This is a genomic window from Thalassospira sp. HJ, assembly GCF_000948415.1.
In the GTDB taxonomy this organism is placed as follows: Bacteria; Pseudomonadota; Alphaproteobacteria; order Rhodospirillales; family Thalassospiraceae; genus Thalassospira.
The window spans coordinates 287,721-313,135 of the sequence record NZ_JYII01000019.1 but is presented as its reverse complement, the minus strand read 5'-3'; the positions used below and the strand labels follow the sequence as shown (position 1 = coordinate 313,135).

Here is a 25,415-nt window from a genome sequence, read left to right as displayed (position 1 = left end):
GTATGGCGAAACTTGCCGTGCGCATCCTGCTGGCGGTCGTGATTGCGACCACCACGGCAATGTTTTTGCCCATCAGCGGAATGCGTCCTGCAATAGCCCAGGTAGCGGACCCTGTCATTATCCGCTCCGGGGTACATAACGGTTATGGACGAATTGTTCTGCAATGGAACGAGCCGGTCGACTATAGCGCCGAAATCATCGGCGATCAGTTGGTTGTGCGCTTCGATCAGCCGTTGGTCGCCTCTTTGCGCGGTGTCCTTGCGCCTGTTTCACGCTACATCTCCGATGCGTTTTTTGACCCGGATGGTCGCACCGTCGCCTTTGTCCTGAGCGATGATTTCGAGGTGCGTGCGTTTAATGTCGGCAGCAATGTCGTGCTTGATATCCTTGATAAGCCCGACGCACAGCCGCCCGCCGTCCCAACCCCGCCGACACGCCCAGCCCAGGATGAACAGACCCCGGCGATTACGCCAGCCCCGACGACCCCAGTTGAAAGGGTTGCCGATGAGACCGCGGGAAACCTTGCCGAGCTTGATGTCCGCGTCGGGCGTCATCCGACCTTCTATCGTCTGGTGTTTGATTGGCCAAACCGTACGGATTACGTGCTTGAGGGCGCGCAAGGATCACAAACCATCGCCTTTGATGCCCCGGCCCGGATCAATGCCGGCGACGTTTCGCGGCGTTTGCCCGAAGGGGTTCGGATCCGTCAGGACGGCACCAATCCGCTTGATGTGGTGATTGAAACAACCCCGGCACGCCAGTTGCGCCATTTCCGGTCAGGCAACAAGGTTGTGGTTGATATCATGGGTGTACAGCGCGCCCCGGCAACCACCGCCGCGCAAAATCAGTCAACCCCGACGCCAGATCGCGGTGCAACGGCACCAGCACCACCGGCCCCTGCCGCACCGACAGCGCCCGCGCAAACGGCTGCGGGTGAAGACGCGCCCGCAGATGGCGCCACAGAGACTGCAAATGCTGATAGCCCGGCGGCAGAGGGTGCAGAAGTAGATCCCAACTCACCCGAAGCCCTCGCACAGGCGGCTCAGAATGCCGAAAGTACAGTGCGCACCAACGGGCAAGCCCCGGTAGAGCGTGAAAGCATCGGTGATCTCGTTGTCACTGTTGATCAGACAGCAACGGAGCTTTCGCTTGGTTTCCCGTTCGGGCAGCTGGGAGGGGCGGCAGTCTGGTCGCGTGCCGGGTTCCTGTGGATGGCCTTTGATGTACGCGCCAACCTCAATCTTGATACCGTGCGTCAGGAAGCCGCCCAGATCATCGGCGTGATCGAACAGATCGAAAGCCCCTATGCCACCATCGTGCGCATGACCATCCCGGAGGGAATTGGTCTTTATACGACGCTTGGCGAAACGGGTGATTGGCGTGTGACCATGCAACAAGGCATTATGCAGCCGGTTGAGAAGCTTGGTCCGTCGATCGAGCTTGATGAACAGACGCGCGCGCGCCTGATTGTGCCGTTGGATGATGTCGGGCCGATTATTCCGATTGATGACCCGGAAGTAGGCGATACGCTGCGCGTGACCACAACCACCCAGAACGGCTATGGCATCGAGGTTGCGCTGCGTTATCCGGAATTTGAAGTTCTGCCGTCGGTGCAGGGTGTTGTCGTCGCGCCGATGAATGACAGTGTGCAGGTCGCCGGGCGCGATGACGGTCGTGCGGTGATTGTTACGGCCGAAGACGGGCTTAACATTTCACCCGAAGGCGCACGGTTGCTGGCATCTGCAACCGGGGTGCGGTCGCGGACCGGGGACGGGCGCGAGGGGCTTATTTTCGAACTTGATGACTGGCGCCGCGGTGGGCTTGATAACTACAACAAGGTTATCAGGGGCCTGCGCGGCAAGATCGCCGAAAGTGGCGATGAACACCGCAACAATGCCCGTCTAGATCTCGCGCAGTATTATCTCGCCAACGGTTTGGGGCCGGAAGCCGATGCGGTGATTTCGGCGATGGAACATGACGATCCGCTGATTGCGCAGCGCCTACAGTTCCGTGCACTTAAGGCCGCGGTCAAATTCCTTGATCGCGATTACGAAGAAGCCGAGCGCTTGCTGGAGGATGATCGCTTGCGCGAAATTCCCGAAATGCAGTTGTGGCGCGCGGTGACTTTGGCTGCGCGCGGACGGCCGAATGAAGGTGCACGTGATCTTCTCGAAAGTGTTCATATCCTTGATTATTACCCGCCGGAATTGCTGTCGCGCATCGTGCCGATCGCGACCGAGCAGGCATTGATCGTCGGCAACCCTGAAGCGGGCATGGACATGATCGAAAAGATGCTGGTCACCCCGGGTCTTTCCGAAAGCAAGATCATGGATATCCAGTATCTCAAGGGTATCTTTGAAGAAGAGGCGGGCGAACTTGAACAGGCCGTATCGACCTGGGATCAGGTGGCAGAGGGTGAAAACCGCAAGGCACGCGCGCACGCGATCTTTGATCGTACCGAACTTCTGATGCGCCTTGAACGCCTGACGGTCGAAGATGCCATCGAACAGCTTCAGAAACTGCGCTTTGCCTGGCGCGGCGATGCGTTCGAGATGGCGTTGCTTAAGCGCATCGGTGAACTGCAGATCGAAAACAAGGATTTCCGCGACGGGCTCAATACTCTGCGGCAGGTCGCGATCTTCTTCCCGAACATGCCGGTGGCGACCGAAGCAACCGACATGATGCACAAGACGTTTGAGAACCTCTATCTCGGGGACGAGATCAACAATATCTCGGCGATCAAGGCGGTCGCACTTTATGACGAGTTCCGCGAACTGACCCCGGCTGGTGAGAAGGGCGATGAGCTTATCCGTCGTCTGGCAGACCGGATGGTCGATGTCGAATTGTTCGAGCGCGCCGAAGAACTGCTTGAACACCAGGTCAACTTCCGTCTGAGCGGCGTTGAAGAGGCCCGTGTCGGGGCGCGCCTGGCGCTGGTTTATCTTCTTGATAGCAAGCCCGAAGAAACCATTCGAACTATTGATGAAACGGAAGCTGACGGGATTTCCGATGAGTTGGCGACCCAGCGCCGTCATCTTCGTGCCCGCGCCCTTCTTGATACCGATCGCGGGGCCGAGGCAGTCGCAACCCTTGAAGGCGACTATTCGCGCAATGCCGAATTGCTGCGCATTGATCATTACCGCGCGACACAGGATTACATGTCTGCGGCCGAAACGTTCCAGCGTCTGGTCGGCGAGGAGCCATTTGATCCGGCTGGAATCTCGGATGATCGTGGGCGCTTTATGCTGAACTGGGCGGTCAACCTTGCGATGGCCGGGCAGGAACGCACGCTTAACATGCTTAAACGCCGCTATGGCGAAGTCATGGCGCAAAGCCCCTATGCCGAGGCATTCAGCCTGATTACATCATCGCCGACACATGGCTTGATTGACTATCGGACCCTTGCCGACCGGGTCGATGAGGTCGAGGAGTTCAAGGGATTCCTTGCAACCTATCGAGACCAGTTGGAAAAGTCGCAGCTTAGTGCTATAAATTAACGTTCGATAAATATATCGTGGCACGCATTTCGCCCGTGATGGGTGGCAGTGCCATGATTCTGTTGTCTTTTTTGGAACGGTGATGAGTGTAGTGCTGTGATGGATCGTGCACTTAAAATGGTCTATTACGATGAGGCGAATGTCGAAAAGGACATTTTCGCCCAGCTTTCGCTTGCCCAGAAGCATTATCAGGGCGACGGGATGCCGCGTGATGAGTCCGCGACCCGCCGTATCCTTGACCAGATTCACCGCCAAAGCCGTGCGTTTGCCGCTGTTTGCTACGGCTATATGCGCAGCAAGGGACTCGGCGTTGCCGAGGATCTTGGCGAAGGCCAGCAATGGTATCGCGAAGCGGCCTACTGGTTTAACGAAGAAGCCACCGCTGGCGGCCCGGTATCGGCCAACAACCTTGGATATCTCTATGCCAAGGGGCTTGGTGTTCAGGAAAATGCCGAAACTGCCGCCCACTGGTTTGAAGAGGCCATCGAGTTCGGCTCGGTCGCAGCCCTTTACAATCTTGGTGTTTGCTATCTGAACGGCTGGGGTGTGCCGCAGGACGACGAAAAGGCCGTTGGCTATTTCGAACGTGCGAGCGAGCTGAATGACCCGTCAGCGGCCAGTGTTCTGGCGTATCTTTATCTCGAAGGGCGCGGGGTTCGTCGCGATCCGTCGAAGTCGTTCGAATTCAACATGCGCGCCGCCCGTGCGGGCAGTGTCGAGGCTGCATCGGCCCTTGGCTACGCCCTTGGTGTTGGTCTTGGCGCAGAACGCAATATTGCCGAAAGCATCAGCTGGTTTGAACTTGCCGCAAGCGAAGGCGATGCCTATGCGCAGGCAAACCTTGCGATGTATTTCTGCCATTCATCGGATCTGAAGCTGTTTAACCGTGGCTGGAAAATGCTGAGCCATGCGGTCGATCAGGGAGATGCGTCTGCGAAATACCAGATGACCCAGATTCAGATTTTCGGTGTACCGCATCGCGAACCTGATTACGCCAATGCGCTTGATCTTGCCATGGACCTGGCCGAACTTGGCCATCCGGGGGGCTATCACCTGATCGGGGTGATGTATGAACATGGCTTGGGCGTGCCAGTTGATATGGTACGTGCCGCAACCTGGTACGAGCGTGCAGCTGGCAAGGGATCGGCGAACGGTCAGGCCGCCCTTGGGCGTCTTTACGCGATCGGCAGCGGCGTCGAACAGGACAATGTTCTGGCTTATTACTGGCTGAAAATGTCGGCACCGACCGAAGGCAGTCAGGCACAGCGCGAAATGGGCGCTATTCATGCCCGTATGAGCGAGCGGGAACGTCAGGTGGCCGAAAAATACGTGGCCGAAAATCCGGCGCCGCGTCGGGGCAGCTTTGGCCTTAAGCCGCTTGAACAGGATGTTTTCAAATCCGGCCGCCAAAAGGGCTAGGACCGGATACCGTTGGGCGCCAATGCCCAAGTCTAGGGAAGACCAAAAAGCCGTTCTGCACAGCAGGCGGCTTTTTTATTTGCTGTGCCGGGTTTGGGCGTCACTGATTTCCATGTGTCCTGCTTATCAGTTTACAGGAATGTATTGATGTAGCTGGAATTTGAGTTAAGGTTTTAAAATCAGACTGTTAGTGCCGCGCATCTCCTGCCACCGGCCATAAGGCCATGCCACCGAGGTCTACATGAAAGATGATCTGACATCGCTGTGGGAAGCGACAGCCAGTGACGCCCCTGAAACAGCGCAGCCAGAAGGCGACCATGTTTGCGATGTGATGATTATCGGTGGCGGGTTTACCGGCATGTCCTGTGCGCTTCAACTGGCCAAGGGCGGCGCATCGGTCATTCTGGTTGATGCAGTACGTCCCGGGTTTGGGGCATCGGGCAGGAATGGCGGGCAAGTCATTCCGGGGCTTAAGCACGACCCCGACAAGATCGATAAGCTTTATGGTGAATACTCGACCGAGTTCGCTGGCAAAACCGCCGAGACGACCTTTAACCTGATCAAGGAACACGACATTGACTGTGATCCCACGCCAAGTGGCTGGATACAGGGATCGGTCAAACGTGATCATCTGGGCTGGCTTGAAACCCGCATGCGCGAATGGCAATCGCGCGGGGCGGATGTCAAAATGCTTGATACGGCAGAAGTTCAGGCAATGACTGGCAGTGAACGCCTTGTTGGTGGTTGGCTTGATAACCGGGCGGGGCAGTTGCACCCGTTGAAATATATCCGCGGGCTAACCCGTGCCGCACAGTCGGCGGGCTGTCAGGTCTTTGCCCCGGCACCGGTAAAGCGGGTTAAAAACATTTCCGGGAAATGGCATGCCGAGATCGGCGCTGGCGTCGCCACGATCAAAAGCGATCATCTGGTGGTGGCGACAAATGCCTATTCCGGGGATTTGTTCCCGAAGCTTCGCAAAAGCCTGATCCCGGTAAACAGTTTTCAGGTGGCGACAGCCCCGCTCAGCGAAGAGCAGTTGGCAACGACCTTGCCGACTAAAACACCGGTCTCTGATACCCGCCGTATTGGCAACTATTTCCGTATCGGTCCGGGCGGACGACTGATGCTGGGTGGGCGCGGTACGTTTGAAGATCCCAAGGATCGGAGCGGGTTCAGGGAAATCATATCAGAACTCCACACCTATTATCCGTGGGTGAAGTCGGTGCCCCTTGAATTTTACTGGTCAGGGCGCCTAGCCATGACCTATGACCATTTTCCGCATATCCATCGACCGGTTGAAAACATGACGATGGCGGTGGGATATAACGGGCGCGGGGTGGCGCTATCGACTTCGCTGGGTAAGGCGATTGCCGCTAACCTTCTGGCGACTGATACGCCGTTGCCTCTGCGGTTCCGCGATATCAAGCCGCTATATGCGCATGATCTGCACCGTGCTTATGCGACGATTGCGATCTGGTACTACCGCCTGCGCGATCATCTCGAAAGCTGAGGTCAGCCTTCTTTCGTGTTCGGTGGTGTTTGGCGTTTTGGGCCCGCCGGCACAGAGCCTATCCCCTCTCGGTTTCTCAGATTTTGTTTTTGTTTGGCGTAGCGTTTGGCAAGGCACAGCGCACCGGACGATGCGGCGCATCGTACAAGCGGTGTAACGCAGCGAAACGTCGCCAAACAAGAACCCGGAGGGCCGGGAGCTTTTTCTGTCCAGCCGCGTCAACGATCTTGAATGTAGCACCGCTACGTTCTGCGATCCTTTCCTAACTGGACAGAAAAAGTCCTCCGGCAAAATCAAGAAACCGAGAGGGGATAGGCTCTAACCGCCGAAACTCTCGACCAGTGATCCGGCGATCAGATACCAGCCATCGACCATGACAAAGAAGATCAGTTTGAATGGCAGGGAAATAATCACCGGCGGCAGCATCATCATACCCATCGACATCAGGATACTGGCAACCACCATGTCGATGATCAGGAACGGAATAAACAGCAGGAAGCCGATTTCAAACGCACGGCGCAACTCACTGATCATGAAAGCCGGGATCAGGGAGCGCAGCGGAATGTCGTCAGGCGATGTGATTTCCTCGATCCCTGCAAGATTGACGAACAGCTGAAGATCGCGTTCGCGCACTTGGGTCATCATGAAGTCATGCACCGGTTTGACGGACTGCTCGAACCCTTCGAATTCATCAATGTTGCCATTGATCATCGGCTGCAGGCCCTCGTCCCAGACGCGCTCCAATGTCGGCATCATGATGAACAGGGTCAGGAACATCGCCAGGCTGATCAGAACTTGGTTTGGCGGTGATTGCTGAATGCCAAGTGCGGTTCGAAGCAGGCTCAGCACCACGATGATACGGGTAAAGGACGTCACCATCATCAGGATGGCGGGCGCAATGCTCAGAACCGTGATCAGACCGATCAACTGGATAAGGCGACCCGATGATGTCACGCCCGGCCCGTCGCCAAGATCAAAGTTGAATGTCTGGGCCTGAACAGTGTCGCCACCCGCCAGGATCGCGATCAACGGGATCAGCGACCAGATCGCACAGAGTGTCAGCCAGCGCGGCGCACGCCATCCGGCCTTTGCCGGTTTCACATCCTTGGTGCGGGCTGATGGGATATCATGGTTCATGCAGGCGCATTCCTGTCAGTCGGGGCGACGTCTTTGGTGGCGTCGATGGCAATTTCGGTGCTCTCAGGCGGCAGGGTTTCGTCTGATCGGTTCTGATCACCAAGGATTTCGCTGAAATGGGTGCCGATATTGCGTTCGACTACGGTGTCACCATTCGGGCCCAGCATCACAAGATGTTCGGTATCGTCACGCTTGAGCAAAACCAGACGGCGCTTGGTATCGACCGGGACGACTTCAACGACGGACAGGCGTCTTTTGGTGCCGCGCCGGTTGATATTGCGTGCACCGGGCACAAACCGCCGTGCCAGAAGGGCAAAGACGCCAATGATCCCCAGCACAAAAAGCAGGGCGGCAACAAACCGGAAATAGGCGCTTAGTTCCATCAGGCAGTTTTCCCCGTCTACAACCCGTGTCGCTTGGTGGCAGGTTGAGCACCGCAATGATCACCTGTCTTGGTGTTTCTGTTTACCGTGCCCGGGAAGGTCAGGCAAGGTAGCATCCCGATGGCCCGTCCCCATGGGCCGTTTCAATTCAGCGTCTTGGATGAATTTCCTACTTGGTGCGTGCTGCCTGGGCATAGGCATTTGTTGCCTGTGCGGTGTTGCTGATGCCGCGAAGCTGACGCTGGATATCGCTATATTCCTGCTGCATCTGGCTTTCAAACTGGCCGAGCTCCTCAATGAGGGATGCGAGCAGGGGGGCGACTGCCTTGCGCTGTTCCGGGGCAAGGGTGCGGGCCTGTTCGCACAGAGCTGAAATACGGCTTTCAAGGGCGGACAGTTCGACCACCTTGCCGTCTTCCAGATATCGCTGTCCGGTACGGATCAAGGACAGGACGCGTTTCAGGTCGTTCTTGAACTGATCGGGCTTGTACTGTTCTGGGCTCATGATAGGCCTTCCCCGTTTACGTCATCTTTTGGTGTGGCCATGATCTGATCTTCGGGATCGGACTGGCTGCGCGACGGACCGCCATAAATGCGATTGATCCGGTATATATAGTTCAAAATCTCGGCGACGGCGGCAAAGGCTTCCAGCGGGATCTCGCTTTCAACATCTACTGCCATCAAAATCTCGGCGAGATCACTGTCTTTTCGGACCTTGATGCCGTTGGCAAAGGCGACTTGCAATATCTGTTCCGCGACGCTGCCTTCGCCCTTCGCACTTAGTGTCGGGGCGTTATCCCGCCCATGCCGATACCGAAGCGCGACGGCCTTTTGGTCATGCGCGCCCGGTGCGGCAAGATTTTCCGTCTTGCTTGCCGGGCTGTCGGTAATGTCATAGGTGGGCTTTTTCCCGTCCATTCGGTCCTTCTGTTCAGGACAGCTTGCCTTGTCTGTCCAAGGTGTCTGACCTCAATAGCGTCGACCATAGACCCAAGATGGTCAACAAATCGTTGTCGCCCATAACGCCATTTCATCAATGCGTTGAGATCGGCAAAAACCCCGCGGACATCACGGATATGCGGCAGGGATGGTTTGGAAAAGATAGGGGGCCGTCGAAAGGATGCAGGGGCGAAGCTGGTCGGAATGCCTAGTCTTCGTTGGAATCGCTCTTTTTCTCGGGCGCGACCTTATCGGATGATCCGACGGTGCCGAGATGGCGAATAAGGTCTTCGCTGACGGCTGCCGAACGGTTTTCTTCCTGAATGCGATCATAAAGTTCGCGGCGCAGGACCTGTACATCCTCGGGGAAGGTAAAGCCAAGCTTCACAGTCTTGCCGCGCACCTCAACGACAGTGACTTCAATATTGTCATCAATGACAACGGAGTCGCCGACTTTTCGTGTGAGATAGAGCATGCAAGTTCCCGGTTTTTATAGATTGATGACAATTATTCATCAGAGGCGCCCAATATGCCCGGTTTCATAGGCGGGGTCTAGTGCCCGCAATGATTAGAACGAATTACGGGCGTTTTCAACGTTGTTTTTATGTTTGGCACGCTACGTGCATTTGTGTTGGCAGGAATAAGCGGGGCGGCAAAAACGGCCCTTCGGAAATTCCAGCCCCGATCAGGGCGCAACGTTAACTTCGGCTTTACCCGCGCACCTAATACTCGTCAATGCGCAGACAAGGAGCAGGAAATGGATATCGGCAAACTTGGCATGTTCGCCAACCTCAAGGAAAAGATGGACTGGCTGACACAGCGTCAGGAAGTCATCGCGCAGAATATTGCCAACTCCGATACGCCAAACTACCGCGCCAACGATCTCAAGGAATTTGACCCGAAGAATATCGGCCGCGACCGCCAGTTCATCCTTGCGATGCAGGCGACCACGCCGGGCCATAGTCAGGGTCTTAACAAACCGCAGAACTTCAAGGACGAGGAAGTGCGCAAAAACTATGAAGTCGCGCCGGGCAAGAACGCCGTCATCCTTGAAGAACAGATGGTCAAGATGAACGAAAACCAGGTCGATTATCAGACCATGACCCGTTTGTATGCCAAACAGAAAACAATGTTCATTTCGGCCCTTGGTCGCTAACCGGTAGGTAGAGAGTAAGAACCATGGAACTTTACAAGGCTTTTAAAATCTCTGCTGCTGGTATGCGTGCACAGGGTACGCGTCTTCGGATCGCAGCAGAAAACGTTGCCAACGCAGACAGCCTGCCAACAGCACCTGGCCAGGATCCGTATCGCCGCAAGCTTCTGACTTTCAAGAACGTCATGGACCGCGAAGTCGGTGTCGAGATGGTCAAGGTCAATAAGGTGATGCCGGATCGCTCTGATTTTGGTATGAAATACGAACCAAGCCATCCGGCGGCAAACGATCAGGGCTATGTTCAGACCCCGAACGTTGAGACGCTGGTTGAGATGATGGATATGCGCGAAGCACAGCGTTCCTATGAGGCCAACCTCAATGTGATCCAGTCTTCGCGCAGCATGTTGCTCAAGACCCTTGATATCCTGCAGTAAGCAGACGATATACCCGGGCAAGAACACGTTTAAGGATTGAGACCCATGGTCGGATTCAACGATGCCATTTCTGCCTACCGCAATGCGGCCGCAGGCAAGACCAACACCGTTACGGAAACCGTAGCCGGTACGGGTCAGTCCGTGAACCCGGGGGAAAGTTTTGCCGACATGGTCAAGGGGGCGGCACATGATGCCCGCGACACCATGACTTTTAGCGAAGAAATGACCCAGAAAGCCATTACCGGCGATGCCGAACTGCATGAAGTTGTAACGGCGGTTTCTGCCGCCGAAGTAACCCTGCGTACCGTGGTCTCAGTCCGTGACAAGGCTGTGGAAGCTTATCAGAGCATTCTCAACATGCCGGTCTGATCGATATTTGCAGACGTTTTTTGAAAACCGCGCGATCCGTCGTGCGGTTTTTGTGTTTCCGGGAAATGCACAAGGAAGCGTTTGATAAGTCAGGAAATCATGGCAAACCCCGTGATAAATCCTGTATGAAGGATAAAGGCCCGGTGCGGCCCGCATGACAAGATGGCGAAACAGGAAGACCCGATGGATCAAGCTGAAATCATGGACGTGGCCTATGACGCGGTGTGGACACTGCTGAAAGTCACCACGCCGCTGATGCTGATCGCGCTCGGGGTTGGTTTGATCGTCGCCCTGTTTCAGGCCCTGACGCAGATTCAGGAAATGACCCTGACCTTCGTGCCCAAAATTCTGGTGATCTTCATCGCCCTTCTGGTTTTGCTGCCCTGGATGATGACAGAGCTGATCGAATTCATGGGCCGGATGGTCGACCACTTTATCGGGTTGCCCAATTAGCGTTAACCCCGGCGCACGCCAGCGTGAATTTGCCCGCGTGAATATGTAAGGCAGTCGAAGACGACATGGATCTTCAAGAACTTCTTACGCTGAATGTTTACGTCGTCCTGATGACTTTCGCCAGGGTGGGGGCGGCCTTTGCCTTTATGCCCGGTATCGGGTCGCGTGCAGTGCCGGCGCGCGCGCGGCTTTTCTTTGCCTTTTGGGTGGCGGTTGTGATCTCGCCACTGGCCGGGCCACTTTTCCCGCCACAACCTGCCGATGCCGCGTCACTTTTGGTCGGGATCGGCTATGAGGTTACTGTCGGGCTTTTCTTTGCCTTGTTTGCCCAGGTTATGATGGCCGGGATTCAGACTGCCGGATCAATCATTGCCTATCTGTCCTCTATGGCAAACGCCTTTACCGCCGACCCTTTGTCGGGTGCGCAAAGTGCGGTGACGGGCAATTTTCTTATGCAGGTCGCGCTTGTTTTGTTGTTCGCGACCGGGATGGATCATTTGATGATCCAGGCGGTGTTTGAAAGCTATACCCTGTTCCCGCCGGGCGGTGTTTTGCCGGTTGGCGATATGAGCGAGTTTTTCGCCAATGCACTTAATAACAGCTTCATCATAGCCGCCCAGATGTCCGCACCGTTTCTGGTGGTGGCGATCTGCTTGCAGATTGCGCTTGGCCTTCTAAATAAGCTGATGCCGCAATTGCCGGTGTTCTTTGTCGCGATGCCGATACAGATCGCGATTGCATTGCTTTTGTTGACCTTGGCCCTGCCATCCATGATGATGGTTTATCTTGCATATTTCGAGAACGGGCTTGAGGCGTTTCTCAATCCGTAAGGCAGTGACGGGGTGCATTTGGCCCCCAATTGCCCAGCATGGGTTTGCCAATGGCAGAAGAAGACGACAGCCAAAAGACAGAAGACCCCACAAGTAAAAAGCTTGAGGACGCGCGAAAAAAAGGTCAGGTCGCGGTTTCCAAGGAAGTCGGAAACTTCATGCTCCTGTTCGGCGGTGGTCTTGTCATGATCATGCTTGGCCCGACCATGGCGGCGGGTGTGCGCGATCTTGCTGTCGGTTTTCTTGAGCACCCCCACATGTTTGACGTCACACAAGCAGGCATTCCCGGCCTGTTTGAAGACGTTATCCTTGGCATGCTGTGGGTGTTGGGGATCCCGTTCGTCCTTTTGATGTTTTTTGCTGCTGCCGGTCACGTCATTCAGAACGGTGTCGTCGTTGCCGCCGAACGCATTGAGCCCAAGCCTGAAAAACTCAATCCGCTAAAGGGGCTCAAGAACCTCTTTTCGATGAAAAGTCTGGTCGAGTTTGTCAAAAACGTCAGCAAGATTGTTCTTGTGGGTGTGGTGCTGGGGCTGGTGATTGTTCCGGAACTGGTTGACGTGGAGCTGTACCCACAGCAATCGCTCGGCCTGACGCTTGAACGTCTTTACGACATGATCATTATCCTGCTGATCGCGACGATTTCTTTGACTGCCGTGATTGCCGGGCTCGACTTTGCCTATCAGAAGTACGAGTTCAATCAGCAGATGAAGATGTCCAAGCAGGAGATCAAGGACGAATACAAGCAGACCGAAGGTAGCCCCGAGATCAAGGCGAAGGTCCGCCAGATCAGGATGGAGCGCGCCCAGCAGCGCATGATGTCAAACGTGCCTAAGGCCGACGTGGTTATCACCAACCCGACGCACTTTGCCGTCGCCCTGCAATATGACATCGATACCATGGGTGCACCGATGTGCATCGCCAAGGGGCAGGATAATGTCGCGCTTAAAATTCGTGAGGTCGCCGAAGAACACGACATCACGATCATGGAAAACCCGCCGGTAGCCCGTGCGCTTTTTGCAACCGTCGAGATTGATCAGGAAATCCCGCCGGAACATTACAAAGCCGTTGCCGAGATCATCTCCTTCGTATTCCGTCAGCGCGGCAAAAAGCTTGGATAATCGGCTTATCTAGCCGAATAAAATCCTGCAAAACTCCCCATTGAAACCTTTTAATAATTTTTGATTGCAACGATCTGGATCAATAAACAACTGCCGCTTTGGTAGTAAGAGTGAATTAAAGGTTCCCATTACGTGTTTCGGAAGCTATACGTATGGCAACTTAGGCTCAACCAGATGGCAAAAATGTCTGCCATTTCAAACAGGAATACCTTGATGAACTTGAGGATTTCCGGGCAGATAGCCCTCTCAAACGCGATCATCGTCGTCATGCTGATCGCTGTCGCTGTTGGTATAGGTGTCGTAAATAGCCAAAGCCGCCAGGCGACTCACGAGGCCGCAGAAATCGGTGTCGTCGTTAGTATAGACGTTCCGAGCTTGATCAAGGCGATTGAGGGCGCACGTTATAACGTTATTCAGGTCCAGCAATGGTTGACCGATATTTCCGCGACCCGTGGTCTTGATGGTCTGAATGACGGTTTTGACGAGGCAGAAGCCGCCGCACAGGGGCTGGCAGAGAACCTGGCAACGGCAAAGGCCTTGGCAGAAAAGCTTGGTCAGACTGAACTGCTCGCCTCGCTTGAAAAGGTTGAGGCTGCATTCCCGGCTTACTATGCCGCGGGCAAGAAGATGGCGCAGGGTTATATCGACGGTGGTCCGGAAGTCGGCAACAAGATGATGGGTGGTTTCGATGATGCCGCCGCCAATCTTGCCGCGGCACTTGAAGTGGCTGTTGAGCTTACCGACACCTATAGCTTGTCGATTGAGCATGCGTTGGTCGACAAGCTCAAGGGGCTTGAGGCCAATGTTGAGTCGGTCTTCATGCTGACCACCGCGGTGACGATTGCGTCGATCATTGTTTGCGCCTTGATTGCATGGGTCATGCATCGTCGCATCTCTGCACCGGTTGCCGAAAGCGTCACGACACTGGCGCAATTGGCCGATGGCAAATATGACGTCAAACTAACCGAAACCAAGCGCAATGACGAAGTCGGCGATCTGGTGCGTGTCATGCATGTCTTCCGCGAGACAGGCTTGAATAACCTGAAAATGCGCGAACAGCAGGAAGCTGACCGACTGGAATCCGAAGAACAGCGGCGTAAATCGCTGCGCGAAATGGCGGAGCGGGTTGAAAGTGAAACCCGTCGCGTTGTTGATACCATTTCGGGTCAGACTGGCGAACTCGCCGAAGCCGCCCAGCGGATGTCGAGCTCTGCTGACCTTGTTCAGGGTAACTCCCAGACCGTGGCTGCGGCTTCCGAGCAGGCATTGGCAACGGTTGAGGCGGTTGCTGGTGCAGGTGAAGAGCTGAATTCTTCACTTGGTGAAATCAATAATCAGATCACGCGTGCCAACCGCGTCAGCGAAGATGCCGTTGAGGCCAGCCGTTCGACGGAAACGACGGTTTCGCAACTGGCCGATAGCGTACGTGGTATCGGGGAAGTGGTAGAACTGATTTCCGGCATTGCCGAGCAGACCAACCTGCTTGCCCTTAACGCAACCATCGAGGCCGCCCGTGCTGGTGACGCTGGTAAGGGCTTTGCGGTTGTGGCGCAGGAAGTCAAAAACCTCGCGACCCAGACCAGCCGTTCGACCGATGAAATCACCCGCCAGATTGCTGAAATTCAGGCGGTGACGGATTCTGCTGTGACCGCGGTGGCAACCATTGCCGAGAAAATCCACGAGATGGATGAAGTCTCGACCGCGATTGCCGCAGCTGTCGAAGAACAGAGTGCCGCGACCTCTGAAATCGCGCGTAATGTGAACGAAACGGCAGCTGCATCCCGTGAAGTTTCCAGCCGGATTAACGAGGTGTCCGAAGAGGCGTCTGGAACCGGTCGCCTGGCTTCTGAAGTCGGTACGCTTTCCGAACAGGTTGCTGTTGCAGTCCGTGATTTGCGCAATGTGCTGGTTGAAGTTGTCAGGACTTCGACCGCTGATGTTGATCGTCGTAGCTCAAAACGTCATCCGTCTTCGCAGGAAGTTGCAATCCGGTTCGGTGGCAAGGCGTCAAAAGCGCGTCTTGAAAACATCTCGGAACGCGGTGCGATGCTTGTGTGCAATGACAGCATTGCTTCGGGAACCAAGATCGAGCTTGAACTACCCGGCATCAATAGCCCTGTGCGCGCAATTGTCCGCAATGTCAGCGAAGAAGGCATCAGTGTCGAGTTCGATGGCACCAAGCTTGACGAAGCACAGGTCAAACGTCTTAGCCGTTAAGCCGGCTTCAATTGACTGGTGCCCGATAAATGCGCCGGGATTTACGTTGTGAAAGGCAGGGCCAATTCCGGTTCCTGCCTTTCGCGTATCTGGCGGGAATTGCGAGCTGTTTTGCCGCGATTGCCGGGCGGCATGAAGGACGATAAACTTGCCGGTAGCCAGTCAGGCGATAAGCAGCTAAAAGTATAGACTATTTTGTTAAGTTATTGTCGTTAAAGGCGGTCGCGTGCTGTTTCGGGGGCTCATCCTTGCTGTAAGTGTCGCATTCGTTGCGTTTGTCTTCGTCCTGATGGACGTGTTGGCAAAGGCAGGGCTTGATGCGCGCCTGATGTGGATCATCGGGGCCATGGTCACTGGTGTGGCCGTGGTCGCCGTTGCATCCCTTACGCTTTCGGCAAAGCTTCGTAATGGCGGGCATGATGGCCTTGGCCCGCTGATTTCCGGTTTCGCCAATTCCGATATTGGGGTTGCGCTGATTGATGCTTATGGCCGGACGATCTATGCCAACCCCGCCTTTTCATCCAAACTTGGTATCGAAGCTGGATCGGACATGCTGTCTGCGCTGGAAGCGCGCCTGTCCTTCCTCGGCATTGGCAGTGAAGAGCTTGCTGAATTGCGCACCCGTGCGATGCGCGGCGAAGGCGGGCAGATGTTTGTCGATCTGTCGCGCTCTGAAAAGTTTGAAGCCGACGCTGCCGCGTCCGGTGACGAAGGTTCGGAAAAAGCGGCCGAAGGTGAAAACGGCGAAACGGCGCCGGAGGCAGATAAGCCTGCGAGCGCCGCATGCCTGCGCATCTCGGTAACGGCTGCAGATGCCCGTGCGGGCAAGATGCTCTGGACTGTTGATGGCGTTGATAGCGCTGTCATGGCTGATAGCGGTTCTTCATTGTTGCTGCCTGCCGGGCAGGCTGAGGAACGTTTTGCACTTGCCGGTCCGCAGACCAGCGAAATGGTTGCCAACCTCCCGGTGACGGAAGCTCATAGCGGGTTCGAGCATGCCGATCAGATGATCGAACGTCTGCCGGTCGGCGTGTGCGGATTGGATGAAGAAGGCCGCATTCTTTACCTCAACCGTCGTCTGGCAAGCTGGCTTGGCGGGGAGCCCGAAGATTTCAACAATGGCACGGTCGAGCTCGCCGATCTGATTGTCGGTGACGGCATCAATGGCGAGGTCAAATTCAAGGTTGTCGGTGGCGAACCCATTCGCTGCTTTGTGACCCATTCGATCAATGCGCCGGGCACCGGTCCTGTGCGCAGTCAGGCCGTGATCTTCCCCGATCCGATGCCAGCCCATGAATGGGAACATGCACTGGCGGAAACCGAACGTCGGGTGCGCTGGTTCTTTGATGAAAGCCCGCTTTCGATTGTTCTGGCTGATATGTCGGGCACGGTGACGGATGCCAACCGCGCCTTCATCGTTACGGCCGGTCAGACCCATGACAAGGTCGTTGGTCGTTCGATCCTTGAATTGATCCTGCCCGAAGATCGCGACGAAGTGGCGCGTTATCTGTCCAAGGCCGTGATGGGCATGGGCAAGGGGGGGCAGATCGAAGCCCGCCTTGCCGGTGCACGCGGTGTAGCGGCCCAGATTTATCTGCAACGTGTCGCGGGTCGTTCGGGTGAAGCCGGTGCGTTGCTTCTGAACTTCCTTGATACGACCGAACAGAAGAACCTTGAGGAACAGTTTGCCCAGTCCCAGAAAATGCAGGCTGTTGGTCAGCTTGCCGGTGGGGTGGCACATGACTTCAACAACCTTCTGACCGCGATGATCGGTTTCTGTGATCTTCTGTTGTCGCGCCATGGGCCGGGTGATCCGAGCTTTGCCGACATCATGCAGATCAAACAGAATGCCAACCGTGCGGCCAATCTTGTCCGCCAGCTTTTGGCGTTCTCACGTCGTCAAACCTTGCAGCCCAAGATCATCAATATCACCGACGCATTGGCAGAAATGTCCAACCTTCTACGCCGCCTGATCGGCGAGAAGATTGACCTTAAAGTCAGTCATGGTCGCGATATCGGTCTGGTCAAGGTTGATCCGGGCCAGCTTGATCAGGTGATCATTAACCTTGTCGTCAACGCACGTGATGCCATGGCGGGCGAGGGCGGAACCCTTACGGTTCAGACCAGCACCGAGATCATTGATGAGCCGACCGCCACCGGCACCGAAGTCATCCCGCCGGGCGACTATATCGGCATCAAGGTGACCGATACCGGTATTGGCATTCCCAAGGAAAACCTGACCCGAATTTTCGAACCCTTCTTCTCGACCAAGCAACGCGGCGAGGGAACGGGCCTTGGCCTTTCAACGGTTTATGGCATCGTCAAGCAGACCGGTGGTTTCATCGCGGTCAACAGCGAAGAAGGCAAGGGCACGACCTTTACCATCTATCTGCCGCGCTACGAGGCATCCGAAGAAGAGCTTGCCGAAACCCAGGCCGTGATCGAAGAAACCCCGTCACGCGATCTGACCGGCACCGGTGCGATCCTGCTGGTCGAGGACGAAGATGCCGTGCGGACATTCGGTGCGCGCGCATTGCGCAGCAAGGGCTATGATGTGCTTGAGGCCAATAACGGCGACAATGCGCTTGAGGTGCTGAATAACACCGACAAGACAATTGATCTGGTGATCTCGGACGTTGTGATGCCGGGCATTGATGGCCCGACCCTTGTCCGCATGCTGCGCGAGAAAAAGCCGGAGCTCAAAGTCATCTTCATCTCGGGCTACGCCGAAGATACCTATCGCGACGAACTTGATGAAGAAAACGGCGTGCACTTCCTGCCCAAGCCGTTCTCGCTTAAGGACCTCGCGACCAAGGTCAAGGAAGTCCTCTAGGTTTTATCACCTAAGATCAGCCCGCCAGATAGAACACCGATGCCCCATAAAGGCCAAGCATCGCGACACTTTCCCAGCCGATATTGCCAATGCCGCGGCGTTCGCGGTTCAGCATGCCAAGCAGCAATACCCCGCTCATCAGGATGACCAGTGCTATGGTAAAGATGTGCTGATCGATGAAGGCGGCATAGATCGATCCGTCGCGATAGGCGAAATCCGATGCGGCCAGAAACAGTACGTCAAAGGCATTGCCGCCAATGATGTCCCCGACCGCCAGATTGACTGCCCCCATGCGCACCGCTGCTATGGCTGATACAAATTCCGGAAAGGATGTGGATATCGCGGTCAGGAAGGTACCCACGGCGGTTTCGCTGATCCCGGTAACGGCAACGATGGCAAGACCTGCCTGCCCAATAACGTGACCGGCAATGGCAGTCAGAAGCGCAAAGGCAAGAAATTCGGTCCACAGGCGCGCACTGCTTTCCGGGTTGGTGTCGGCTTCTTCATGTTTGGCGTCTTCCTCGGTGATATCGGTTTCCTTGGGCAACCACATCGGCTCGTCGCGTATTTCCGACAGAAGATTCAGGCCAAAGGCATAAATGATAAACAGCAGGATCGACGCCGGATGAATATGGAAAATCATCCATTCCGGCCCGGCATAGGCCAGAAGCGGCACCGAAAGCATGCTAAGAAGTAGGGTGGTTTGGGCAAGGCCCGTCGCACTGGCTGCTGCATGCTCAAGATTGCCCTTGCGATAAAACAGATCGGCAATGGCCAAAAACGTCGTCTGGGCGGCAATCCCGCCAAGCGCATTGCCAATCGCAAGATCGGTGTGCCCCTGCCAGGCGGTCGTCACCGAAAGCACACTGCCCGGCAGGCTGGTCGACATGCCAACAAAAAGGGCCCCGGCGATGATCTGTCCCATGCCGGTACGCTCGGCCAGTTTGACGGCAACCCCGGCAAGTCGGGTTCCGGCAAAACAAATGATCAATGTGCAGACCACAAAGGTCACCACAATAACGCTCAGCGATTGTTGGCCAAAGTCAAAGGGCATGCACTGCTTTCCCGGATCAGAGAAGACGACTTGTCGAAGACTACAATGTGTAACTTCCCTCAGGCCAGCTTGTTCCTTGGGGGTTGGGATGCGCGCGGTTTACGGGATTTCAGGAACACTCGGCCGCGGGCGCATCCATGCTGGCACAAGGTTCAAAACCAGCGCACAGCCAACCATGATGGTGATCCCACCGACAAATTGCATGGCAGAAAGCTTTTCGCCCAACACGGTTGCACCGATAAAGACGGCGATCACTGTGACCAGAAATTCGACACTGATCGCACGGGTAGGTCCGATAGAGGCCACCAGTCGGAAATAGGCGATATAGGTGCAGACGCTCATCAGAACCGCCGCAATGATCAGATACAGGTAATCCATCGCAACCGGTGTGCGTTCAAGCGGCACGGCAAAGATCAGCGGCGATGTCATCAGCCCGCCAAAAAGAAATGCCCCAATGGTGGTTTCCCAATTGCCGCTGTTGCGCAGGTGACGGCTGGCATAGTTGCTGCCAAAGGCTGCGCAAAGGGCGGCAAGGATCGATGCCACGCAACCCAGTGCAAATTCGAATGTCACAGGTACGGCAGGGAAGCCCACCAGCAAGACAATGCCGCCGATACCCAGTATCAGACCGGCAAACCCCTGTCGCGTGGCGCGCTCAAGCCCCCAGAGCTGGCTGATGATCATGGAAAACAGTGGAATGGCCGCAACAAAGATCGCCGCCATCGCGGTGCCGATACGGGGTGCGGCATAGGAGAGCCCGATCAATTGCCCGGCGACTGTTGTGGCGCCAACAATGGCGAACGGGCGCCAGCCAGCGGCGAAATCAAGCTTGCGGCGAAACAGGCGGGCCAGAAGATAAAGCGATCCGGCAGCAATCAGGGCGCGAAACGTGACCGCACCGACCCAGCCAAAGGCCTCGACAATTTTGACAACAACAAGTAACGACAGTCCCCACACGATGGCGAGGAACAGGTAGCGGGCAATATCCCCTGGTTTCATAAAGGGCGTCCGGAATATGGGGCGTGGTGCATCCATACAGGATGCAGGGCGGCGCGGTTAAAATGACGGTGGTGGTTTGGTGGCGCGATGTTTCCGTTTTCCGGAACGTCAGCACGCGGATGGTGCGCGCCAAACGGGGTGCCGTCAAGCCCGAAATACGTAGTCTTGCCGATAGATTAACATCGGAAGTTATGTGAAATGCAAACTGGGCTTTTAAAGCGTTATCAGAGGCTTGGCATCTTGCATTCTGACAGCGTTGCACACACTTTATTCAATGGTCGTTCGTCACATCATCAGAAGGAAGCGCCATGGGCGTTTGCATGGGTTCAATCCCGAGCTTTGCGATCCGTAAGACTCTTGGTTTCGCCGCGCTATCCTTGATTGCTGTGATGTTGGCAGTGGTTGGGGTGTCCACGGCGATTGCAGAGGAAAGATGCCTGCGTATTGCCCTTCCCGAACTGCACACAAATGAACAAACGGCCGCGACGTATCGGGCTGTCATGAAGGATGCCGGGCTTTGTGTTCACACGATCTCGGTACCGCAAATCCGTGCCTTTGATGCCATCAGCAAGGGGGAGGCCGACGGTATCCTTGCCGCACGCGAAGACTTCCCCGCTATTGTCGGCGTGCCGGTGGTGCCGGGCAATGTTGTGTTGATGACCTTGCCGGCCATGTTGATTGTGCCCGAAGGTCCGATTACTGGCATGGATGATCTGACGGGTGAGGTTCTTGGCCTGCCGCTTGGCGCTGTCTGGCCGCAAAAACTTATGGCCCGCTATCCTGATCTGATGACGATCCCGCAGGCGGTGGAAACAATGCACAGCATGCTGCTTGAAGGGCGGATCAAGACGATGCTGATTGATGCCTACTCGCTTGCCAATCTGGCAGGTGGCGTACCTAACGGTTACAAGGCGATCCCGGTTGATCAGTTGTTGATCCGAAGCTGGTTGCGTGCCGAATTTGCTGATCTGGTGCCGCAATTTGATGAGGGCACGAAATCCTATCTGAGCCAGGCGGGTTATTAGTCCCCATCCGGTCTTCCTTGCCGCTAGTATTCATTAAACTACACACATCCGGCGATGTTTGAGAGCGCGGGCATTTCGCGCTGGTCAATCTGCGTGTTCCGACGTATCGTTTCGCCCAACGGGTCAAAAGGCCCCAATAATGCTTTCGCGACGCGGGAAAATTGCCTGGTCTCGGTGGCAAAGAATAAAAATATGCCAAATACCGTGGGGGTGTGTATGGCGCGCTTTTCAAGGTACAGGTTTGCCAGAACCTGTGTGTTTGCGACGATTTGTTTTGTCGCCCTGTTGCTGTCTTTCCGGCTGTTGCCATCCGCCAGTGCAGATGAAAAATGCCTTCGCATTGCCATGCCGGAAATCTACAGCGATCAGCAAAAACTCGACCTTTATCAGCAGGTCATGAAGGATGCCGGGTTGTGTGTCCATGCGATGGCCTTGCCGCAAATTCGTGCGATTGCCGCCCTGCGTTCAGGTCGGATCGATGGTGTTTTTGCTGCCAAGAACGATCTGCCGGACATGGCAAAGGTTGCCATGGTCTCTGGTGAAGTTCTGCTTGGTTCCATTGCTGGTTATTTGGTGGTGCGGGACGGTCCAATCGAAAGTATTTCTGACCTCAGTACCGAGGTTCTGGGTGTGCCGCTTGGAGCGACATGGTGCGTCGGAATTGTTGAAGGTTACACCAATATTGTTAAAGTGCCGCGTGGCACGGCCATGTTACAAGAAATGCTTGCCGAAGGGCGGATTGATGCCATGTTGGCCGATGCCTATTCACTTGGCCTAACCGGTGGTGTAGCAGATGGTTATAAGGCCATTCAGGTCGATCATTTCGATGTGCATAGCTGGCTTAAGGTAGAGTTTGCCGACCTGCGGCCAAAATTTGATCAAGGAACCAGTGCCTATATGGCTTTGGTTAATCGCTGACCTGTTCCATTTTTCGGCGCAAAAATCCTCTGGACTCACGCAAAGCGGGCAATTGGCTCTAGCCAATTGATGTGCTTGGCGATAACGTCTCAAGCAACGGGTCATAAAGATCCGAACAAAAGGACTTGCGGCCCAATCGCAAGCCGACTTTCCCGGGATACGGTCATTCAACAATTCGTTGGTGCCGTGGGAGCCTGAAAATGGTGCGCTTTCAATTGCACAGGTTCGTTCGAACCTGTGTTCTGGCAACGATTTCCATCGTTGCCCTTGTTCTTTCCTTTGCCCTGTTGCCAAGTGTCGAGGCAAAGCAGACCTGTCTTCGCATTGCCTTGCCAGAGTCTGCGAGTGGTCCGCTCGGTCCGGATGTCTATCGTGCGGTGATGCGCGATGCCGGATTGTGCGTTGATCCCATGCCGATGCCCAATGCACGCGCTTTCATGGCCATGCGTCATCATCAGGTTGATGGTGTATTTGCCATGCTTGAGGAATTTGAAAGCAGCGTCGGAACACCCGTCATTCGTGGCAATATCCTGGTGTGCAATCCGGATGGCATTCTGGTCGTCAAAAAGGGTGGCGCACGCAGCGTTGCGGAGCTAACCAGTGAAGATATCGGCGTCTGGCTCGGCGCGTCGTGGTCGGAAAAGCTGCTTGGTACTTATGACCATGTGGTGCGTGTGCCGGGTGGTCCGGCAATGATGCGCGAAATGCTGGTGAAAGGCCGTCTGGATGGCATGCTGCTGAACGCCTTTTCGCTCGGTGTTCAGGGCGGTGTGCCCGATGGCTTCGTGCAAATCCCGGTGACCAAGCTTGCTGTCTATAGCTGGCTGCGCGCAGAGTATGCCAGCGAGATCGAGAAGTTTGATGTTGGAACCGCCCGGTATCTTGAGAAAATCCTGGCCGTGTACGGTCAGGCGTCCTGAGCGACATCAAACTTTAGGCGAAACCGTTGATCCGCTTTTGGTGGCGATTGCTACAATGCGGGCTTGCAAGCGGTGATTGAATATCAAAAACTTGCCGCTTCCGGCGCGAAATAATGTTGCGCGGCAACCTATACTTTTGCGCAGGTAAATCGGCTTGCGGGCGCTTGGCAAGACGCTCTGATTGCGCTTATAGTTTTTTCCATAACGGCAAAAGCCGAAACCAAATACCAATGAAAATGACCCGACCGCATAAAAATGACGGCGGGCAATCAGGTAGGTTTGCAACATGTCTCGCAACGTCGGGACCAAGGTTGCCTTGGGGGTGAGACTATGGCGCTTCGCAAGCCAAATGCGATCATTCGGTCGTGTATGTTTGCTGTCATTTTACTGACAGCACTTTTCCTGTCCTTTGAACTGCTGCCTTCGGCAAAGGCAGACGAAGAAGTCTGTCTCAAGATTGCTTTGCCTGAAATGGCCGATCGTGATCAATCTGCCGAACGCTATCGCGCGGCAATGGCCGAGGCCGGATTGTGTGTCCAGCCGGTTTGGTTGCCCAATAAGCGTACGGCGGTTTCCCTAAAACGTGGTGAGATTGATGGTGTGTTTGCCAGCGGTGAAACCATTCAACAATCGGCCGGCGTGCCGCTGGTTGCCGGTGGTGTGGTTGTCGGTCGCCCCAAAAGCCTTCTGATCACCGCAGACGCCACCGTTCATGCGCTCACTGATCTCAAGGACAAGGATATTGGTGTCTGGCTTGGCGATGATCGCGGCAAGCAGGAACTGGTGGGCCTTGCCGATATCATCACCGTACCTGGCGGGGCTGGCATGATGTTGCGCATGCTGCGCCATGGGCGTCTTGATGGTCTGCTGATCGATGATTTCTCGCTTAATCAGACCGAAGGTGTGCCGGAAGGCTACCGCGCGATCGAGCTTGAAACCCGCACCAGCTATAGCTGGCTTCGCAAGGAGTACGAGGCGCTGTTGCCGCAGTTCAATCGCGGCACGGATATCTTTCGTGCGGCACTTGATATGACCAACCCGGAAAGCAAATCCTGATCCGAAATCGCCCGATTGCCGGGGTCGTCATGCAATAAAAGCAATTGCAAACCACCGAAAATTTGCTGCTTATGACAGGCAGGGTCGCCCCACCATGACCCGCTAGCTCAACCGGTCACTAGGCCGGGTAAACAAACATTTTCGGAAACGCGCCCCATGATTCCCCTGTTTGGCGAGGCCGCTGCCTTCACTGCTGCGCTCTGTTGGGCGACCTCAAGCATGATCTTTTCCAATGTCGGCGGCAAGGCAGGGGCGCAGACGGTCAATCGCGGACGTTTGGCCTGCTCGATCTTTTGTCTGACTGTTCTGCACTGGATCCTTGAAGGTCAACCTTGGCCGAATGCTGTGACATGGGAACAACTTGGCTGGCTATCGCTGTCGTCCGTGCTGGGGCTGGTGATTGGCGATGCCATGCTGTTTCAGGCCTTTGTCACCATTGGTGCGCGACTGTCGATGTTATTGATGTCGACCGTTCCGATCATGGGGACGCTCCTGGCTTGGCTTCTGTTTGATGAAACCCTCCGTCCGATTGAAATTGCCGGTATAGCCTGTGGTGTTGGTGGCATCCTGATTGTCATTCTTGGCAAAAAGGGGCGGCCGGTCGGGCTTGTCGGGCGGGATTATCTCCGGGGTATTTTGTTCGGGCTGGGCGGTGCGATTGGGCAGGTCGCCAATCTGATTACCGCCAAATACGCCCTGATTGATGGATATTCGGCACTTTCGGCAAGCTGGATCAGAACCCTGGTCGCGGTGATTGCCATGTGGGGGCTTGCCGTCATCCTGGGCCGTGTTCGCCGCACGGTCACGGCCTGTATCGCGCCGGATGTTGGCAAGCGGCTGTTGCTTGGGGCGTTCATTGGACCGGCTGTTGGGGTGTGGTTGTCGATGCTCGCAGTTCAAAATGCCAATGTCGGGATCGCCTCGACCCTGATGGCACTGCCGCCGGTTTTGCTGATTGTCTATGAAGGACTGATCCTGCGCCGTTCCGTTGGCTGGCAGGCGGTGGCGGGCACATGCCTTGCCTTTGGCGGTGTCGCCTTGCTGTTTATGCACTAGCGATAAGCATTGCTGGCAGCGGAAACTGCGTTGACCCCTTTTGACTTTGCGATCAATCGGCTAAGCTTCGGGCACGCAAACCAAAAGACCAT

At 55.5% G+C, this 25,415-nt stretch carries 24 protein-coding genes; 16 read left to right on the top strand and 8 right to left on the bottom strand.

The window, feature by feature from the left end:
- The first annotated feature begins 2 nt into the window (after positions 1-2).
- The 3 genes from UF64_RS15720 to UF64_RS15710 all read left to right on the top strand — a co-directional run bounded on the left by UF64_RS15720 (position 3) and on the right by UF64_RS15710 (position 6,426).
- On the top strand, positions 3-3,497 hold the full coding sequence (locus UF64_RS15720) for a tetratricopeptide repeat protein (RefSeq protein WP_044829533.1): 3,495 nt from the start codon (positions 3-5) through the stop codon (positions 3,495-3,497).
- Positions 3,498-3,596: 99 nt separating this feature from the next.
- Positions 3,597-4,916, top strand: coding sequence for an SEL1-like repeat protein (locus UF64_RS15715; protein WP_044829532.1), 1,320 nt, complete (start codon positions 3,597-3,599; stop codon positions 4,914-4,916).
- A 241-nt stretch (positions 4,917-5,157) separates the two neighbouring features.
- Positions 5,158-6,426 (top strand): FAD-binding oxidoreductase, encoded by a 1,269-nt coding sequence (locus tag UF64_RS15710; protein WP_044829531.1) that lies wholly within the window; start codon positions 5,158-5,160, stop codon positions 6,424-6,426.
- Between the two features lie 318 nt (positions 6,427-6,744).
- Here UF64_RS15710 and fliP read toward each other — a convergent pair whose 3' ends face one another.
- From fliP to csrA, 5 genes are all read right to left on the bottom strand, one after another.
- Positions 6,745-7,563 carry a flagellar type III secretion system pore protein FliP gene (gene fliP / locus UF64_RS15705; RefSeq protein WP_200892687.1) on the bottom strand — a complete coding sequence of 273 codons (819 nt, stop codon included), beginning with the start codon at positions 7,561-7,563 and terminating at the stop codon, positions 6,745-6,747.
- Complete coding sequence (locus UF64_RS15700; protein WP_044829530.1) at positions 7,560-7,946, bottom strand: flagellar biosynthetic protein FliO; 387 nt, start codon at positions 7,944-7,946, stop codon at positions 7,560-7,562. Before UF64_RS15700 ends, fliP begins: the two co-directional genes overlap by 4 nt.
- 169 nt (positions 7,947-8,115) lie before the next feature.
- Positions 8,116-8,451: a hypothetical protein gene (locus UF64_RS15695; RefSeq protein ID WP_044829529.1), complete on the bottom strand. Its 336-nt coding sequence runs from the start codon at positions 8,449-8,451 to the stop codon at positions 8,116-8,118.
- Positions 8,448-8,864 carry an EscU/YscU/HrcU family type III secretion system export apparatus switch protein gene (locus UF64_RS15690; protein WP_044829528.1) on the bottom strand — a complete coding sequence of 139 codons (417 nt, stop codon included), beginning with the start codon at positions 8,862-8,864 and terminating at the stop codon, positions 8,448-8,450. Before UF64_RS15690 ends, UF64_RS15695 begins: the two co-directional genes overlap by 4 nt.
- Before the next feature lie 229 nt (positions 8,865-9,093).
- A complete protein-coding gene (gene csrA / locus UF64_RS15685) occupies positions 9,094-9,360 on the bottom strand; it encodes a carbon storage regulator CsrA (RefSeq protein WP_044829527.1) in 267 nt (88 codons plus the stop codon).
- Between the two features lie 282 nt (positions 9,361-9,642).
- On the opposite strand from csrA, the gene flgB reads away from it, so the two are divergent.
- The 8 genes from flgB to UF64_RS15645 all read left to right on the top strand — a co-directional run bounded on the left by flgB (position 9,643) and on the right by UF64_RS15645 (position 18,295).
- Positions 9,643-10,041, top strand: coding sequence for a flagellar basal body rod protein FlgB (flgB, locus tag UF64_RS15680; protein ID WP_044829526.1), 399 nt, complete (start codon positions 9,643-9,645; stop codon positions 10,039-10,041).
- Positions 10,042-10,064: 23 nt separating this feature from the next.
- Positions 10,065-10,472, top strand: a complete 408-nt coding sequence (gene flgC / locus UF64_RS15675) for a flagellar basal body rod protein FlgC (protein WP_044829525.1) — start codon at positions 10,065-10,067, stop codon at positions 10,470-10,472.
- A gap of 45 nt (positions 10,473-10,517) precedes the next feature.
- Entirely contained in the window at positions 10,518-10,841 is a 324-nt protein-coding gene (gene fliE / locus UF64_RS15670) for a flagellar hook-basal body complex protein FliE (protein WP_044829524.1), read from the top strand.
- Positions 10,842-11,024: 183 nt separating this feature from the next.
- Positions 11,025-11,294: a flagellar biosynthesis protein FliQ gene (gene fliQ, locus UF64_RS15665; RefSeq protein ID WP_008890379.1), complete on the top strand. Its 270-nt coding sequence runs from the start codon at positions 11,025-11,027 to the stop codon at positions 11,292-11,294.
- 65 nt (positions 11,295-11,359) lie between these two features.
- Positions 11,360-12,124: a flagellar biosynthetic protein FliR gene (fliR, locus tag UF64_RS15660; protein WP_044829523.1), complete on the top strand. Its 765-nt coding sequence runs from the start codon at positions 11,360-11,362 to the stop codon at positions 12,122-12,124.
- Positions 12,125-12,174: 50 nt separating this feature from the next.
- The gene (flhB, locus tag UF64_RS15655; RefSeq protein WP_044829522.1) at positions 12,175-13,245 is read left to right on the top strand and encodes a flagellar biosynthesis protein FlhB; all 1,071 of its coding nucleotides are present in this window, start codon (positions 12,175-12,177) and stop codon (positions 13,243-13,245) included.
- A 213-nt stretch (positions 13,246-13,458) separates the two neighbouring features.
- A complete protein-coding gene (locus UF64_RS15650) occupies positions 13,459-15,462 on the top strand; it encodes a methyl-accepting chemotaxis protein (protein WP_161794631.1) in 2,004 nt (667 codons plus the stop codon).
- Positions 15,463-15,688: 226 nt separating this feature from the next.
- Positions 15,689-18,295 carry a PAS domain-containing sensor histidine kinase gene (locus tag UF64_RS15645; protein WP_044829521.1) on the top strand — a complete coding sequence of 869 codons (2,607 nt, stop codon included), beginning with the start codon at positions 15,689-15,691 and terminating at the stop codon, positions 18,293-18,295.
- 16 nt (positions 18,296-18,311) lie between these two features.
- Here UF64_RS15645 and UF64_RS15640 read toward each other — a convergent pair whose 3' ends face one another.
- Together UF64_RS15640 and UF64_RS15635 are read right to left on the bottom strand one after the other, a co-directional pair.
- On the bottom strand, positions 18,312-19,349 hold the full coding sequence (locus UF64_RS15640; RefSeq protein WP_044829520.1) for a sodium:calcium antiporter: 1,038 nt from the start codon (positions 19,347-19,349) through the stop codon (positions 18,312-18,314).
- A 99-nt stretch (positions 19,350-19,448) separates the two neighbouring features.
- On the bottom strand, positions 19,449-20,348 hold the full coding sequence (locus UF64_RS15635; RefSeq protein WP_044829519.1) for a DMT family transporter: 900 nt from the start codon (positions 20,346-20,348) through the stop codon (positions 19,449-19,451).
- Positions 20,349-20,668: 320 nt separating this feature from the next.
- Between UF64_RS15635 and UF64_RS15630 the strand changes: the two genes are divergently transcribed.
- From UF64_RS15630 to UF64_RS15615, 3 genes are all read left to right on the top strand, one after another.
- On the top strand, positions 20,669-21,373 hold the full coding sequence (locus tag UF64_RS15630; protein ID WP_044829518.1) for a hypothetical protein: 705 nt from the start codon (positions 20,669-20,671) through the stop codon (positions 21,371-21,373).
- A 255-nt stretch (positions 21,374-21,628) separates the two neighbouring features.
- Entirely contained in the window at positions 21,629-22,291 is a 663-nt protein-coding gene (locus tag UF64_RS15620; RefSeq protein ID WP_161794630.1) for an ABC transporter substrate-binding protein, read from the top strand.
- A 200-nt stretch (positions 22,292-22,491) separates the two neighbouring features.
- Positions 22,492-23,211 carry a hypothetical protein gene (locus UF64_RS15615; RefSeq protein ID WP_044829515.1) on the top strand — a complete coding sequence of 240 codons (720 nt, stop codon included), beginning with the start codon at positions 22,492-22,494 and terminating at the stop codon, positions 23,209-23,211.
- Between the two features lie 6 nt (positions 23,212-23,217).
- Here UF64_RS15615 and UF64_RS15610 read toward each other — a convergent pair whose 3' ends face one another.
- A complete protein-coding gene (locus UF64_RS15610; RefSeq protein WP_044829514.1) occupies positions 23,218-23,499 on the bottom strand; it encodes a hypothetical protein in 282 nt (93 codons plus the stop codon).
- An 81-nt stretch (positions 23,500-23,580) separates the two neighbouring features.
- Between UF64_RS15610 and UF64_RS15605 the strand changes: the two genes are divergently transcribed.
- A complete protein-coding gene (locus tag UF64_RS15605; protein WP_044829513.1) occupies positions 23,581-24,267 on the top strand; it encodes a hypothetical protein in 687 nt (228 codons plus the stop codon).
- Positions 24,268-24,423: 156 nt separating this feature from the next.
- Complete coding sequence (locus UF64_RS15600) at positions 24,424-25,323, top strand: DMT family transporter (RefSeq protein WP_044829512.1); 900 nt, start codon at positions 24,424-24,426, stop codon at positions 25,321-25,323.
- The last annotated feature ends 92 nt before the right edge of the window (positions 25,324-25,415 follow it).